A 14,196-nucleotide genomic window follows, 5' to 3' on the forward strand; every position below is an offset into this window, starting at 1 on the left:
CAAGACTCAAGTTTTATTTCAGAAAGGTAGGCAAGTGGGTATGAAACCGCAGCTCAGGATGGGCAAGGAGGTGGCCGGACGTGCGGGCGCGGGAGCAGGAATCGGACCTGTACGCGGTGCTGGGGGTGCAGCCCTCGGCGACGGCCGAGGCGATCACCTCGGCCTTCCGCGCCCGGGTGCGGGAACTGCGCCCCGACACCCGAGTGGACGCGGATACCGCCGCACGGTTCGGTGAAGTGCGGTCGGCATACGAGACGCTGCGCGACCCCATCCTGCGGGCGGCCTACGACCAGCGCCTCGAGCACACGCTGCCGGCGCCTGATCGAGGAGCTGTCCCCACCGTGCCGGCGCGGTCCGCGTGGCGGTACGCGGTGGTGCTCGGGGACGTGCGTCCCGAGCCGCCGCTGCGTGCGGGTCCGGTCCGGTGGATTCCCGGCCGGTGAGACGAAGAACGAGGTGAGGACGAGGAGGAGAGCACAGATGGCACGTGCGGTTGGCATCGACCTGGGAACGACGAACTCGGTGGTCTCGGTACTGGAGGGCGGCGAGCCCACCGTCATCACCAACACCGAAGGCGCGCGGACGACCCCGTCGGTGGTGGCGTTCTCCAAGAACGGCGAGGTGCTCGTCGGCGAGGTGGCCAAGCGGCAGGCCGTGACGAACGTCGAGCGCACCGCGCGCTCGGTCAAGCGGCACATGGGCGACCACGCCTGGCGCTTTCCCGAGCACGGGGACGTCGACGGCAAGCGGTACACCGCGCAGGAGATCTCCGCGCGCGTGCTGCAGAAGCTGAAGAGGGACGCGGAGGCGTACCTGGGCGAGGACGTCACCGACGCGGTGATCACCGTGCCCGCGTACTTCGACGACGCCCAGCGGCAGGCGACGAAGGAGGCCGGTGAGATCGCGGGCCTGAACGTGCTGCGGATCATCAACGAGCCGACGGCCGCCGCGCTGGCGTACGGGCTGGACAAGGAGAACGACCAGACGGTGCTCGTCTTCGACCTGGGCGGCGGCACCTTCGACGTGTCGTTGCTGGAGATGGGTGAGGGCGTCATCGAGGTCAAGGCCACCAACGGTGACACCCACCTGGGCGGTGACGACTGGGACCAGCGGATCGTCGACCACCTGGTGACGCAGTTCAAGAACCACTACGGCGTCGACCTGTCCAGGGACAAGATGGCCGTGCAGCGCCTCAGGGAGGCGGCGGAGAAGGCGAAGGTCGAGCTGTCGTCGTCCACCGAGACGACCATCAACCTGCCCTACATCACCGCCTCGGCCGAGGGCCCGCTGCACCTGGACGAGAAGCTGACCCGCGCCCAGTTCCAGCAGCTCACTGCCGACCTGCTGGAGCGGTGCAAGGCGCCGTTCCACAACGCGATCAAGGACGCCGGGATCAAGGTCTCCGACATCGACCACGTCGTCCTGGTGGGCGGCTCCACCCGCATGCCTGCGGTCACCGAGCTGGTGAAGGAGCTGACCGGCAAGGACCCGCACAAGGGCGTCAACCCCGACGAGGTCGTCGCCGTCGGTGCCTCGCTGCAGGCCGGTGTCCTCAAGGGCGAGGTCAAGGATGTCCTGCTGCTCGACGTCACCCCGCTGTCCCTCGGTATCGAGACCAAGGGCGGCATCATGACCAGGCTGATCGAGCGCAACACCACCATCCCGACCCGCCGTTCGGAGATCTTCACCACCGCCGAGGACAACCAGCCCTCGGTGACCGTGCAGGTCTTCCAGGGCGAGCGGGAGATCGCGGCGTACAACAAGAAGCTCGGCATGTTCGAGCTGACCGGCATCGCCCCGGCTCCGCGCGGCGTGCCGCAGATCGAGGTGACCTTCGACATCGACGCCAACGGCATCATGCACGTCTCGGCCAAGGACCTGGGCACCGGCAAGGAGCAGAAGATGACGGTGACCGGCGGCTCGGCGCTGCCCAAGGACGACATCGACCGCATGGTCCGGGAGGCCGAGCAGCACGCCGAGGAGGACCGCAGGCGCCGGGAGGCGGCCGAGACCCGCAACCAGGGCGAGCAGCTCGTCTATTCGACCGAGAAGCTCCTGAAGGACAACGCCGAGCAGATCCCGGCGGACGCCAAGTCCGAGACGGAGACGGCGCTGGCCGAGCTGAAGGAGAAGCTGAAGGGAGAGGACACCGCCGCGATCCGGCAGGCGATCGACCGCACCGCACAGGCCGCGCAGAAGATCGGCACCGCCCTGTATCAGCAGTCCCGGGCCGAGCAGCCGGCGGGTGCGGCTGGCGCATCCGCGGGCGGTGGTACGAGCGGTGGTTCGTCCGATGATGACGTGGTGGACGCCGAGATCGTCGACGACGACAAGCCGGAGGCTGGATGACGATGACCAGGAGCGGTCCGCGGAGCACCGAGCTGGACAAGCTGCGGCGCCTGGTGGAGGAGCGGACCGCCGACCTGCAGCGGATCAAGGCCGAGTACGACAACTACCGCAAGCGGGTGCGGCGGGACCGCCTGGCCGTGCGCGAGATCGCGGTGGCCAACGTGCTCAAGGCGCTGCTTCCCGTGCTGGACGCCGTCGACCGGGCGTGTGCCAACGAGCCGCTCACGCCCGGTCTGAGGGACATCGCCGACAGCCTGCAGGAGCAGCTCGGCTCGCTGGGCGTCACGTCGTTCGGTGAGGTGGGCGATCGGTTCGACCCGGCCTGCCACGACGCTCTGACGCACCATGTTGTCCCCGATGCGGACCGCCTGGTGTGCTCGGCGGTCCTGCGTCCTGGCTACCGTCTTGGCGAGAGCCTGCTGCGCCCGGCCACCGTGGAGGTCACCGGGCCGGCCCCGCCCGCGAGGAGCGCATCGACGCAGGAGTGCGGCGTACGGGATGCATCCGCCCCGGCAGGCAAGCCGCCGTTGCCCGTCTCGCGGAGCTGACAGGCTTGCCCCTACCTGGGTACCGAGGGAAGGGGGCATCGCATTCGATGCCCCGAGATCGCCGGCAAGCGGAGGTGACGAAACGATGCAGCATCACGAGTTCCTCGCGCGCGTGCGTGAGCTCGGCGAATACGACAGCCAGGACGAAGCCGCGAAGGCCACCGACGCGGTGCTGAGCGTGCTGGCCCAGCGCATCGGCCCGGGTGAGGTCGAGGACCTTGCCTCCCAGATGCCTGGACCGCTCGGACAGGCGCCGGCCGAGGCCAAGCAGGCGCAGACCGAGAGCTTCGGTATCGAGGAGTTCTACCGCAGGGTCGCCGAGCGCACCGGCGCCCGGCCGCGCACCGCAGAGTGGGACGCCAGCGCGGTCCTGACCACCCTGGCCGGCGCCGTACCTCGATGCTGCACCAGGCGATGGAGTGGCCGGATCTGCGGGCGGCGGCCTGCCTGTCGCAACGGCGTTGTTGCCCCCAGTCGCTGATCCGGTTCGGCTACGGACCGGACGGCGGCCGTACACCGCGCGCCTCCGCGCAGCCGGTTCGGCATCGCGCGGACTGAGGGGGCCGGCCCCACAGGGAATGCTCTTCCACCGCTGACTTGAGGCGATGCGGCTCGTACCAAGAGGCCTGGCGACCGCGCTGCTGGAATCAGTCTGCGTCCGGCGCGCCGGTGATCTCCCGCCCGGTGACCATCTCGGCCTCGATGCGCAGGAAGACCCAGTTCTGGGTGACCACCCAGGATCGCGGGCCGGTCCGGGAGAGGCGTTCGTGTTCGGCGGGATCGGTCACCGCGGTCGCTCGGCCGGTGACGACCACGCTCCAGCCCGAGTGCTCGGCGGCGTTGAAGTCGTCCGCCTCGAAGGCGACCACGACTCCGTCGACCGCGCGGACCAGGTCGGAGCCCGCCGACGTGCGCACGAGCACAGAGGAGTCGGTGTCCAGGCTGAAGTTGACCGGGAGGACGGCGGCAGCGCCTGCCGGGTGTACACGATGCGACCGACCGGCACCTTGGCCAGCAGGCGCAGGCACTCCTGCCGATCGAGTGCATGGAAGCCGTCGTTGTCGGACATCGGTCCATACTCTCGCACGTGGCCGAGACCGTGTCAGGGCCGGACAGCCCTCATGGCCGTCTGCTGCCCGGGCGGGCGAAACGAACGCAAGGCACGGGTGGGTGTCCGAGGAGCCGAGCGGTCATACCTGCCAGTCGCCTGTCATCCTCGAGTCATGCAGAAGCCGGTCCCCGACTCTCCCCACTCCCCGGATGCTCCTGTCGACATACGCTTCCCGCTGCTCACCCAGCAGTGGCTGGACTTGACGTTCATCCACTGGGCCGTCGAACCGGCCATAGTGGCAAAGCTGATGCCACCCGGGACCGTCCCCGACATCCACGGTGGGGTCACCTACATCGGGCTCGTCGCCTTCCGCATGCACAAGGTCGGCTGGTTCCGGCTGCCCGGGCTGCCCTACCTGGGCTCGTTCCCGGAGACCAACGTCCGCCTGTACTCGGTGGACGCGCACGGCCGCCGCGGTGTTGTCTTCCGCTCGATGGACGCCTCGCGTCTGATCCCCGTGGTGATGGGACGCATCGGCTTCCGCCTTCCCTACCTGTGGTCCCGTATGTCCTTGCGCACCACCGGTGACACCATCACCTACACCAGTTCGCGACGCTGGCCGAGCGTGCGCGGCGCGTACAGCCGCGTCACCGTGCGCCCAGGCGAACGCATCGAGGAACCCACCGAGTTGGAGGTCTTTCTCACTGCCCGCTGGGGCATGCACAACCCCTTCGCCGGTGGTGCGGCGTACCTGCCCAACCACCACCCGCGCTGGCCCCTGCACCGCGCCGAGCTGATCACCTGCGAGGAGAACCTGCTCACCGCGGCCGGCCTGCCCGCGCCTGGTGCCGCCCCGGTCAGCGTCCTGTACTCACCGGGTGTCCCGGTTCGCCTCGGCCGCCCCGTCCGCCGGCCGACCTCCTCCACGTAGCCGGGCGGGGACCAACGGCCCTGGCAGCTTGCCTCGTTGGGCGGCCCATACGGTCCCCGCGCGAGGACCGGTCGGGCCGGCGAGAGGCACCGTTGGCCCCGTGCATGACAGCCCCGGACCGCGAAATCTGGACACGGGCCACCGAGCCGTCAGGGCGCGGACGGCCGGATCACTGTGATCAGGAGGTTCACGATGGCGCTCCAACGGTCTGGGAGAAGCGACGCAACGCCGTCGGCGCACGAGCCGGTGCCGGGCCGCGCCTGGCTCATGCTGGCGCTGGCCACGATCGGCTTCGACGTCAACTTCTGGGCCTGGGCGCTGCTCAGCCCGCTCGGCCCGCGGTTCAAGGACAGCCTGGACGTGACTCGTTCCAGCAGTCGCTGCTGGTGGCGGTGCCGGTCGTGGTCGGCTCGCTGGGCCGCATCCCCATCGGCGCGCTGACCGACCGGTTCGGTGGACGGGTCATGTTCCCCATCGTGTCGGCGGCCACCATCGTGCCCGTGCTCTACCTCGGCCTGGCCGGTCACTCTTCCCTCGCCGCCCTGCTGGCCGGCGGATTCCTCCTCGGCATCGGCGGCACCGCGTTCGCCGTCGGTGTCCCCTTCGTCAACGCCTGGTTCCCGCCCGAGCGGCGCGGTCTGGCCATCGGCGTCTTCGGCGCCGGCATGGGCGGCACCGCCATCAGCGCCCTGACCAGGGTCAAGCTGGTCAACGCGCACAGCATGTCCACCCCGTTCCTGATCACGCCGTGGTCCTGGCCGGGTACGCCGTGACGGCCGCGGCGCTGCTGCGTGACGCACCCGGCCGCACCGTGCCGACCGAGCCGCTGGGACGCCGGCCGGCCGCCACCGCCCGGCTGGGCATCACCTGGCAGGCATCCGCGCTGTACGCGGTCGCGTTCGGCGGATACGTCGCCTTCTCCGTCCACCTGCCCACCTACCTCGAGACCGGTTACGGCCTGACCCAGGCGGACGCCGCGAACCGCATGGCCGGGTTCGTGCTCCTCGCGGTGGCGATGTGCCCGGTCGGCGGCTGGCTCTCCGACCGGCTGGGCCCGGTCCGGGTGCTGGCCGCGGCGCTGTCCGTGGTCGTGGCGGGGGCGGTCGTGCAGTCCTTCACCCCGGACCTGGCGCCGGTGGGAACCATCGCCTTCCTGGCCATGGCCGCCGCGCTCGGGGCGGGCAGCGGTGCGACCTTCGCCCTGGTGGCCCTGCGGACTCCGGCCAACAAGGTCGGCTCGGTCACCGGCGTGGTCGGCGCCGCGGGTGGTCTGGGCGGCTTCCTGCCGCCGCTGGTGATGGGCTCGCTGTACGACGAGTACGGGACGTACGCGGCCGGTCTCGCCCTGCTCGCCGTGGTGGCCGCCGCCGCGCTGGCCTACACCCTCACCGGTGTCCGCGCCGCAGCCGAAGGCGGCGAGCGCAAGCAAGTCGGAACACGACGAGGTCGTCCGCCTCATCAGCCGCCTCCGGCCGGCCCGTCAGGAGGGCGGGGTTGCCCGGATGGCACAGGTCGCCCGGGAGATCGCGCGGGTGCTCGAACCACACACCCAGGTCGAGGAGCACGGCCTGTTTCCCGCCCCTGCCGCCGACTTCCCCGGCCAGACAGCCGCTCTGGAGGCCGAGCACCGTCGCGGCGAAGCGGTGCTGGCCGAGGTCGCCGGCGGCGTGACACCCTCGGACCCGACCTGGCCGGACCGGCTGATCGAGGCGATGGCCATGCTGCGCGACGACATCCTCAAGGAACAGGACGGCGTCTTCCCGGCCGCACTCGCCAACCTCAGCACCGAGGACTGGGAAGCGGTCGAGGCCACGCGTGCCAAGGCGGGCAGCACCCTGTCCCGGCCGGCCGCCTGAACGGTCCGCCCGCCGTCGCCGGCCGGGCCGCACTCCCGTACGCCCCGTGCCTCCGCAAACCGATCACATGACGTGAACAACCCTGCGGGCCAATACAGCTAGCTCTTCCCTGGAGTGGGGCATATGGGTATGAAAGGCGGTGCGAATGCCCCGCCCGCACACCGGAGCGACCGAGGGCGAATGCCCCATACCCAGGGAGGCGAGGACGTGGCGGGACCGGAGAGCTCGCGGTTTGCGGCGGCGCCTTCTCCTCGGCTCACCGCGGCGCTGGAGGCCATCGGCGCCGGGGCCTATGTCGTGGAGGAGCAGGGGTGCATCGTCGCCGTCAACAGCCGGGCAGAACACCTGCTGGGCCGCCGGGCCCCCGAATTCGTCGGGCAGGACGCCCACGAACTGCTGCATCGCGGGCCGCAGGGGCAGCATCTGCCGACGTCGCAGTGCGGCATGAGGCAGGCGTTCCACGCCGGGAGCCCGGCCCAGGGCAGCGATGAGTACTTCGAGCGCGCCGACGGCTACCTGCTCCCGATCTCCTGGACGATCACGCCGTACGACATCGGCGAGGGACGCGCCGGCACCCTCGTCGTTTTCTACAGCCACGGGCAGGCGCCGGACAGCGCACCGCGTCCGGAGCAGGCCGCCGGGACGCTGACCGACTTCGAGCGACTCGCCCTGCTCGCCGAGACCACCACCCAGCTGACCTCCACCTTCGACGTCGACGAGGCGCTGCGCCGACTGGTGGGCCTGGTCCTGCCGCGCCTGGCGGACTGGGCCGTCATCGACCTGATCACCGAGCGCGACGAGGTATGGCGCACCGCCGTCGTCCAGGCCGACGGCGACACCCTGGTCCACCATGAGAATCTCGAAGGACCCATGCCGCCGGTCCCGGAAGAATCCGTGACGCCTTTGTCGAAAGCCTTGCGGGGTTTCGCCTCCACCCTGGCCGGCCCCGACACCTACCGACGGGCCCCGGATTCCGGCATCGCCGCCGAGCAGCGCCGCCTGTTCGACGTCACCGGCATTCGCTCCGCGGCCGTGGCCCCCCTGCGCAGCACCCGGGACGTGCTGGGCGCCCTCACCCTGGGCCGTGCCAAGAAGCCGGGGAACTTCACCGTCGCCGACCTGCCACTGCTGGAGGACATCGCGCGCCGCGCCGGCCTCGCGCTGGACAACGCCCGCCTCTACCAGCGCCAGCGCGCCGTGGCCGAGACCATGCAGAACCACCTGCTGCCCCAGATGCCGCGCGTACCCGGACTGCAGATGGCCGTCCGCTACCTGCCCGCCCCCGACGCCTCCCAGGTCGGCGGCGACTGGTACGACGCCTTCACCCTCTCCGACGGCGCCACCGCGCTCGCCATCGGCGACGTCGTCGGCCACGACCTGGAGGCTGCCGCAGGCATGGCCCAGCTGCGCAACATGCTTCGCGCCTACGCCTGGTCCCAGCAAGAACCCCCCAGCCGGATCGTCGACCGCCTCGACGCGGCGATCGAGCCGATCACGGACGTCACCATGGCCACCCTCATCCTTGCCCGGGTCATCCGGACCGGCGACGACCACTGGCAGCTGTCCTGGACGAACGCCGGCCACCCACCGCCCCTCCTCGTCACCCGGGACGGCCTCGCCGACTACCTCACCGACGGTCACGGTCTCCTGCTCGGCACCGGCCTCCACACACCCCGCCCCGACGCCACCGTCCCGCTGCCACCCGGCTGCACCCTCGTGCTCTACACCGACGGTCTCGTCGAAGTACCCGGTCGCCCCCTCGACGACGGCCTGAACCGACTGCGCCAGCACGCCGCCGCCCTCGCCCACCGTCCCCTGCCGTCCTTCACCGACCGGCTCCTGCGCCGCATCCAGCCGCCAGGCCACGACGACGTCGCCCTCCTCGCCCTTCGCACACCCATACGAGAACCCACCGGCCCAGCCCCGATCAGGGGTGAGTAGGACCTCCATCCTCGCCGGGGGTGCTCGACGCTGCCGCGAGGTGCTCCGGCTTTTGTTGGAAGCGCTACAGGCGGGCGATGATCAAGGCGATGTCGTCGTGTCCGCCGCCGCTGACGCCGAGGCGGGACAGAAGGACGTCGGCCAGGTGCTCCGGGCTGAGCCGGGGGTTGTCGGTGAGGGTCTCGGTGAGGCGGTTCAGGCCGGTGTCGATGTCCTCGTCGCGGCGTTCGATGAGCCCGTCGGTGTAGAGGACGAGGGTGTCGCCGGGCATGTAAGGCAGGGCGGCCTGGGGGCGCGGGACGTGATGCGGGCGGACTCCCAGGGGTGGGTCGGTGGCCTGGTCGAGCAGTACGAAGGTGCCGTCGGGATGAACCAGGACGGGTGGCGGGTGGCCGGCACTGCTATAGGTGACGTGTCGGCGGTGGGTGTCGATGACGGCTTTGACCGCGGTGGTGGCCAGGGCTCCTTCGACCGAGCGGGCGTACAAACCCAAGACCTCCATCGCCTTTGCCGGCTCGTGCAGAGCGCGTACGGCGGCGGACAGGGCGCTGCGCAGCATGCCCATGGCGGCGGCCGCTTCCAGACCGTGGCCGACCACGTCGCCCACCGCGACGGAGAACGCGTCGTCGGGCAGGTCCACCACGTCGTACCAGTCGCCGCACACATTGAGCCCTTTGGCGGCGGGCAGGTAGCGCACCGCTATGTCCGGGTGCCCGGCCAGGTCCGGCGACTGCATCATCGCCTCCTGGAGGGTGACGGCGACCTTCCGTTCCCGGGCGTGGGCCTGCCGCAGCTGCTCGTTCACCATCTGGAGTTCCCGCGCCCGCGCGTAGAGCTCGGCCTCCACGGCTTCGCGCTGGTTGAGCGCCTGGCCCGTGTGGGTGCGGGCGGGATGGGAGAGCACGAACTCGGTGACGTCCTCCACCCGGTGGATGATCCATGCCAACTGGCCGTCGGGCCCGAGCACGGGGGTGTTGGTCGGGGACCACCACCGTTCCTCGAATTCTCCAGGGCGGGCGGGTGCGGGGATGTCGTACTTCTGCACGGCCATCGTGTCCGGCTGCTGCGTGCGCAGGACCCGGTGCAGGGAGGCGCTGAGGTTCTGTACCCCGTCGGCGTTGGGGTCTGCCGGGTTGTCGGGGAAGGCGTCGAAGAGGTACTGCCCGATGAGGTCTTCCGGCGTGCGGCCGGTCGCCCGGCAGTAGGCCGCGTTGACGTCGAGGATCACGAGGTCGGGGCCCAGCACCAGGTAGGGGCTGGGGATGGCGGCGAACAGCGCGTGGTAGTCGATCGGCGGCGTGGTCACAGGCCCTCTCCCCTTCCCGTCCGGTGGCTTTCGCCCGTCCCACTCCGGACGTCGTGATCACGACGCCCGGCTTGTATGGCCTCGGAGCGTCGGAGAAGCACCGTTCGATCTGCATGAGCCCGTCAGCGGAGGAGGCGCTGACCTCGTCTGATCGCCTCGGTCATCATGCGACCAGCTCTCGCAGGAGCGAAGGCTGTGCCGTGATCACGGCTTCCCTCCTTCCGGCCGACCCGTACGGACCCACCACTTCACCCATACGGTGGCAGCTGTGGGCGTCTCCCGCATCCGGAGACTGCGGCTCGGCGGACTGCGGCTGACGCGCCGGTTGACGCTGCGGTGACCGGCGCGAGTGTGTGCGCTGGCTGTGCAGCCGTAGATCGCCCGTTACCAGCCGATCAGACTCGGGATTCGGTCAGTCCTACGATCAGCGTGACCACCAGAAGCAAGATCCCGGCCGGCGCGGCGAAGAAGCGTCAGCCTGTCGAGGAGAGCGGGACGACCCACTCGACAACAGTGCCGCTCGGTTGGTTCGCGGAGAGGCGGAACCTGCCGCCCAACTCCTCCGCGCGCTTGCGCAGGTTGGCCAAGCCGCTGCGGCGGGTGACCGTCGGGTCGATTCCGCGGCCGTTGTCAGCCACCCGCAGCTTCAGCTCGGTGTCGGTGACCTCGACGGTGACGTCGACGGTGCCGGCGTGCGCGTGCCGGGCGGCGTTGGACAGGGTCTCGCCGAGTACGGCCAGCAGTTGCTCGGCCTGGTCGGCGGACACGGTCGTGTCCAGCAGCCCGGTCATGCGCAGCGCGGGTGTGAAGCGGAGCGACTCGGTGGCCCGTTCGGTGGCCGCAACCAGCTCGGCGCGCAGCCCGCTGCCGCGACGGGACTGATCGTGCTCGCGCAGGGCGTAGATGGTGGACCGGATGATCTTGATGGTGTCGTCGAGGTCGTCCACGACTCGTTGGATGCGTTCGCTCACCTGCGGCCGGTCGGAGACCCGGCCCAGCGTGGACTGGAGTGACAGTGCACCGGCGAACAGCCGCTGGATGACCAGGTCGTGCAGGTCCCGGGCAATGCGGTCACGGTCGTTGAGGACGACCATGCGCTCGGTGTCCCGCCGGTGCTCGGCCACATCGAGTGCCAGGGCGGCTTGGTTGCCGAACCCGGTGACCATGTCGATCACGGCATCGGTGAAGAGGGTGCCGCCGGGCAGGTTCGCGACCTGCAGTACTCCGCGGACGTGCTCCCGGGTGCCGAGGGGGACGAAGAACGCCGGGCCCAGCTGCACCACCGAGGCGCTGCCGCCCTCGGCGCGCGGGTCGGCGCTCACGGCCTTGCTGGTGATCGTGTCCCCGGACGAGTACACCTTGGCGGCCAGTGCCGTGGCGGGCAGCAGCAGCCCGCGGACCTCTGCGGCCCGCGCTCCCGAGGCGGCCTCGATGACCAGTTCGCCCTTGTCGCCGACCGGCACCGCCAGGGTGACCAGGTCCGCGCCGGCCATTTCGCGCACCGTGGCGGTGAAGGAGTCCAGCACCGCGGCGGGCTCCGCGCCGGACAGGAGGCTGCGGGTCAGCTCGTTGCTGGCTGCCAGCCATCGCTGCCGGCGGTGGGCGTCTTCGTACAGCCGGGCGTTGTCGATCGCCACGCCGGCCGCGGCGGCCAGCGTGCGCAGCACCGCCTCGTCGTCGCTGTCGAACTCCGCGCCGCTCTTCTTGTTGGTCAGGTACAGGTTGCCGAAGACCTGGTCGCGCACCCGGACGGGGGCGCCGAGGAAGCTGGTCATCGGCGGGTGCCCGTCCGGGAAGCCGGCGGACGCCGGGTGCTCCGCCAGGTTGGCCAGGCGCAGCGGCTCCGGGTGCCGGATGAGCAGGCCGAGGATGCCTTCGCCGCGCGGGTAGTGTCCGATGCGGGCGATGACCTCCTCGTCGATGCCGACGGTGACGAACTGCTTGATCGTGCCTTCCTCGCCCAGCACGCCGAGCGCCCCGTACTGGGCGTCGACCAGGGTGACCGCCGACTCCACGATGCGGTGCAGCACCACCTCCAGGTCGAGGTCGGAGCCGACGGCCAGCACCGCGTCGAGCAGCGTGTGGACCCGGTCCCGGGCCGCCCGCACCTGAGCCACCTGCTGCTGCAGGTCGTCCAGCAGTACGTCCAGCCGCAGCTGTGGAGACGTCCCGGACGTCTCCATCTCACGCGAACCCCGCGCGCGTTCGTCCACCACGGCTCCCCTCACCGTCTCCCGGCATTCTTCCCAAGGATGCCCGACGAGCCGAATCCGCTCGACGGCGCCCGGCGGGTGGCGCGGGCACGGCTCACGATGTATTCACGCCCCTGTGTGGCGAACGACACATGTCTCGACATACCTACTGGTCGGTACGCTGCGGCGAAGCCGTGAGCGACAGGAGGCGCGATGTCTGCGACCAACCGCCGGATCCGTCTGGCAGCCCGACCCGTGGGCGAGGTCAAACCCGAGGACTGGCAGCACTGTTCAGAGCCCGTCGACGAGCCGGGCCCGGGCCGGTTCGCGGGCCGTACGCGCGTGATCTCCCTGGACCCGGCGATGCGGGGCTGGCTGGACGACCGCCCCTCCTACCTGCCACCGGTGGGCATCGGGGAGGTGATGCGCGCCGGCTCGGTCATCGAGGTCACCGCGTCGGACCACCCCGACTTCCAGCCGGGCGATCATGTGGTCGGCATGTTCGGCGTCCAGGAGTACGTGGTCTCGGACGGCAGGGGCGCCATGAAGATCGACACCTCCCTCGCCCCGCCCTCCACGTATCTCGGCGCGCTGGGCATGCCCGGCATGACCGCCTACTTCGGCCTGCTGGACGTCGGGTCACTGAAGGACGGCGAGACCGTCGTGGTGTCGGGGGCGGCCGGGGCGGTCGGCAGCATCGCCGGCCAGATCGCGAAGGCCAAGGGCTGCAGGGTCGTCGGCATTGCCGGAGGGCCGGAGAAGTGCGCCGTGCTCATCGACGAACTGGGATTCGACGCGGCGATCGACTACCGCGCCGAAGACGTCAGGAAGGCGCTGCGCCGGGAGGCCCCCGACGGCATCGACGTCTACTTCGACAATGTCGGAGGGGACATCCTCGACGCGGCCCTGACGCGACTGGCGATGCACGCACGAGTCGTGGTCTGCGGTGCGATCAGTCAGTACAACAACGCCACGCCGGTCAAGGGCCCGTCCAACTACCTCTCGCTGCTGGTGCGCCGCGCCCGCATGGAGGGCTTCGTCGTCTTCGACTACGCCCAGCGCTACGCGCAGGCCGCGCAGGACATCTCCACCTGGATCGCAGCCGGCCGCATCAAGGTGAAGGAACACGTGGTGAGGGGGAGCGTGGACGACTTCCCGGAGACACTGCAGATGCTCTTCCGCGGGGACAACGTCGGCAAGCTCGTCCTGGAGCTGGCATGACCACCGTCGAGCGGGACAGCGCAGCCCGGCCGGGGCAGACGGACGGCGCGGTACTCCGGGGCAAGGTCGCCATCGTGACCGGCGGCGCCAGTGGACTGGGCCGGGCCACCGCAGTGACGCTGGCGAAGGCGGGGGCGCGCGTGGTGGTCGCGGACCTCGACGCGCGGGGCGGCCAGGAGGTGGCCGACATGGTGGACGGTCATTTCCGCGCCTGTGACGTCTCCGACCCGGACGCCAACCGTGCGCTGGTGGACTTCACCCAGGAGACCTGCGGTGGCGTCGACATCGCGTTGCTCAACGCCGGGGTGACGACCGGATGCGGCCTCGGTGACGACTTCGACCTGGCACGCTACCGTCGCGCGATGGGAGCCAACCTCGACGGCGTGGTCTTCGGCACCCATGCGCTGCTGCCGGCACTGCGGGCCCGCGGTGGCGGGGTGATCGTGGCGACCTCGTCGCTGGCGGGCCTGGCGGCCGTGCCGCTCGACCCCCTGTACGCGGCCAACAAGCATGCGGTCGTGGGACTTGCTCGCTCGCTGGGGCCGGCTCTTGCCCCGGAGAACGTGCGCTTCAACGCCGTCTGCCCCGGGTTCGCCGAGTCACGGATCATCGATCCCCTGCGCGACATGCTCTCCGAGCAGTCACTGCCGATCATCCCGGCCCAGGTCGTCGCGGACACGGTGCTGCGGATCGTCACCGGCGACGGCACCGGGGATTGCTGGTTCATCCAGCCCGGCCGCGACCCGGAGCCGTTCCGTTTTCGTACTGTCCCCGGTCCGGGGAAGCTCGTCGGCACATGAG

General features: G+C 70.5%; 11 protein-coding genes and 2 pseudogenes. 10 read left to right on the forward strand and 3 right to left on the reverse strand.

Features of this window, described 5'->3' with window-relative positions:
- Nucleotides 1-80 precede the first annotated feature (80 nt).
- The 4 genes from ACWCQS_RS36695 (at nucleotide 81) to ACWCQS_RS36710 (ending at nucleotide 3,378) form a co-directional block, all read left to right on the forward strand.
- Nucleotides 81-443, forward strand: a complete 363-nt coding sequence (locus ACWCQS_RS36695; RefSeq protein WP_451008492.1) for a J domain-containing protein — start codon at nucleotides 81-83, stop codon at nucleotides 441-443.
- 37 nt (nucleotides 444-480) lie between these two features.
- Nucleotides 481-2,349 carry a molecular chaperone DnaK gene (gene dnaK / locus ACWCQS_RS36700; protein WP_451008493.1) on the forward strand — a complete coding sequence of 623 codons (1,869 nt, stop codon included), beginning with the start codon at nucleotides 481-483 and terminating at the stop codon, nucleotides 2,347-2,349.
- Nucleotides 2,346-2,897, forward strand: a complete 552-nt coding sequence (gene grpE, locus ACWCQS_RS36705; protein ID WP_451008494.1) for a nucleotide exchange factor GrpE — start codon at nucleotides 2,346-2,348, stop codon at nucleotides 2,895-2,897. The genes dnaK and grpE overlap by 4 nt, the downstream gene beginning before the upstream one ends.
- 85 nt (nucleotides 2,898-2,982) lie before the next feature.
- Nucleotides 2,983-3,378 carry a DUF2267 domain-containing protein gene (locus ACWCQS_RS36710; RefSeq protein ID WP_451008495.1) on the forward strand — a complete coding sequence of 132 codons (396 nt, stop codon included), beginning with the start codon at nucleotides 2,983-2,985 and terminating at the stop codon, nucleotides 3,376-3,378.
- 166 nt (nucleotides 3,379-3,544) lie between these two features.
- Here ACWCQS_RS36710 and ACWCQS_RS36715 read toward each other — a convergent pair.
- A pseudogene (locus tag ACWCQS_RS36715) lies at nucleotides 3,545-3,966 on the reverse strand (pyridoxamine 5'-phosphate oxidase family protein).
- 154 nt (nucleotides 3,967-4,120) lie between these two features.
- Between ACWCQS_RS36715 and ACWCQS_RS36720 the strand changes: the two are divergent.
- From ACWCQS_RS36720 to ACWCQS_RS36735, 4 genes and pseudogenes are all read left to right on the forward strand, one after another.
- On the forward strand, nucleotides 4,121-4,879 hold the full coding sequence (locus tag ACWCQS_RS36720) for a YqjF family protein (protein WP_451008496.1): 759 nt from the start codon (nucleotides 4,121-4,123) through the stop codon (nucleotides 4,877-4,879).
- A 192-nt stretch (nucleotides 4,880-5,071) separates the two neighbouring features.
- Nucleotides 5,072-6,284, forward strand: a pseudogene (locus tag ACWCQS_RS36725) (MFS transporter); the annotation flags it as partial.
- Complete coding sequence (locus tag ACWCQS_RS36730; RefSeq protein ID WP_451008591.1) at nucleotides 6,271-6,735, forward strand: hemerythrin domain-containing protein; 465 nt, start codon at nucleotides 6,271-6,273, stop codon at nucleotides 6,733-6,735. The pseudogene ACWCQS_RS36725 and the gene ACWCQS_RS36730, both read left to right, overlap by 14 nt.
- Nucleotides 6,736-6,915: 180 nt before the next feature.
- A complete protein-coding gene (locus ACWCQS_RS36735) occupies nucleotides 6,916-8,676 on the forward strand; it encodes a SpoIIE family protein phosphatase (protein ID WP_451008497.1) in 1,761 nt (586 codons plus the stop codon).
- Nucleotides 8,677-8,740: 64 nt separating this feature from the next.
- Here ACWCQS_RS36735 and ACWCQS_RS36740 read toward each other — a convergent pair whose 3' ends face one another.
- On the reverse strand, nucleotides 8,741-9,982 hold the full coding sequence (locus tag ACWCQS_RS36740) for a SpoIIE family protein phosphatase (RefSeq protein ID WP_451008498.1): 1,242 nt from the start codon (nucleotides 9,980-9,982) through the stop codon (nucleotides 8,741-8,743).
- Between the two features lie 473 nt (nucleotides 9,983-10,455).
- Nucleotides 10,456-12,165, reverse strand: coding sequence for a sensor histidine kinase (locus ACWCQS_RS36745; protein ID WP_451008592.1), 1,710 nt, complete (start codon nucleotides 12,163-12,165; stop codon nucleotides 10,456-10,458).
- A gap of 222 nt (nucleotides 12,166-12,387) precedes the next feature.
- On the opposite strand from ACWCQS_RS36745, the gene ACWCQS_RS36750 reads away from it, so the two are divergent.
- Nucleotides 12,388-13,395 carry an NADP-dependent oxidoreductase gene (locus tag ACWCQS_RS36750; RefSeq protein WP_451008499.1) on the forward strand — a complete coding sequence of 336 codons (1,008 nt, stop codon included), beginning with the start codon at nucleotides 12,388-12,390 and terminating at the stop codon, nucleotides 13,393-13,395.
- Complete coding sequence (locus ACWCQS_RS36755; RefSeq protein WP_451008500.1) at nucleotides 13,392-14,195, forward strand: SDR family NAD(P)-dependent oxidoreductase; 804 nt, start codon at nucleotides 13,392-13,394, stop codon at nucleotides 14,193-14,195. Before ACWCQS_RS36750 ends, ACWCQS_RS36755 begins: the two co-directional genes overlap by 4 nt.
- Nucleotide 14,196: the final 1 nt, after the last annotated feature.

It is taken from the genome of Streptomyces sp. NPDC002076 (assembly GCF_053593835.1).

Coding starts and splice junctions, on each gene's coding strand:
- dnaK (WP_451008493.1), top strand. CDS start 481: ATGGCACGTGCGGTTGGCATCGACCTGGGAACGACGAACTCGGTGGTC.
- grpE (WP_451008494.1), top strand. CDS start 2,346: ATGACGATGACCAGGAGCGGTCCGCGGAGCACCGAGCTGGACAAGCTG.
- ACWCQS_RS36710 (WP_451008495.1), top strand. CDS start 2,983: ATGCAGCATCACGAGTTCCTCGCGCGCGTGCGTGAGCTCGGCGAATAC.
- ACWCQS_RS36720 (WP_451008496.1), top strand. CDS start 4,121: ATGCAGAAGCCGGTCCCCGACTCTCCCCACTCCCCGGATGCTCCTGTC.
- ACWCQS_RS36735 (WP_451008497.1), top strand. CDS start 6,916: ATGCCCCATACCCAGGGAGGCGAGGACGTGGCGGGACCGGAGAGCTCG.
- ACWCQS_RS36745 (WP_451008592.1), bottom strand. CDS start 12,165: ATGGAGACGTCCGGGACGTCTCCACAGCTGCGGCTGGACGTACTGCTG.
- ACWCQS_RS36750 (WP_451008499.1), top strand. CDS start 12,388: ATGTCTGCGACCAACCGCCGGATCCGTCTGGCAGCCCGACCCGTGGGC.
- ACWCQS_RS36755 (WP_451008500.1), top strand. CDS start 13,392: ATGACCACCGTCGAGCGGGACAGCGCAGCCCGGCCGGGGCAGACGGAC.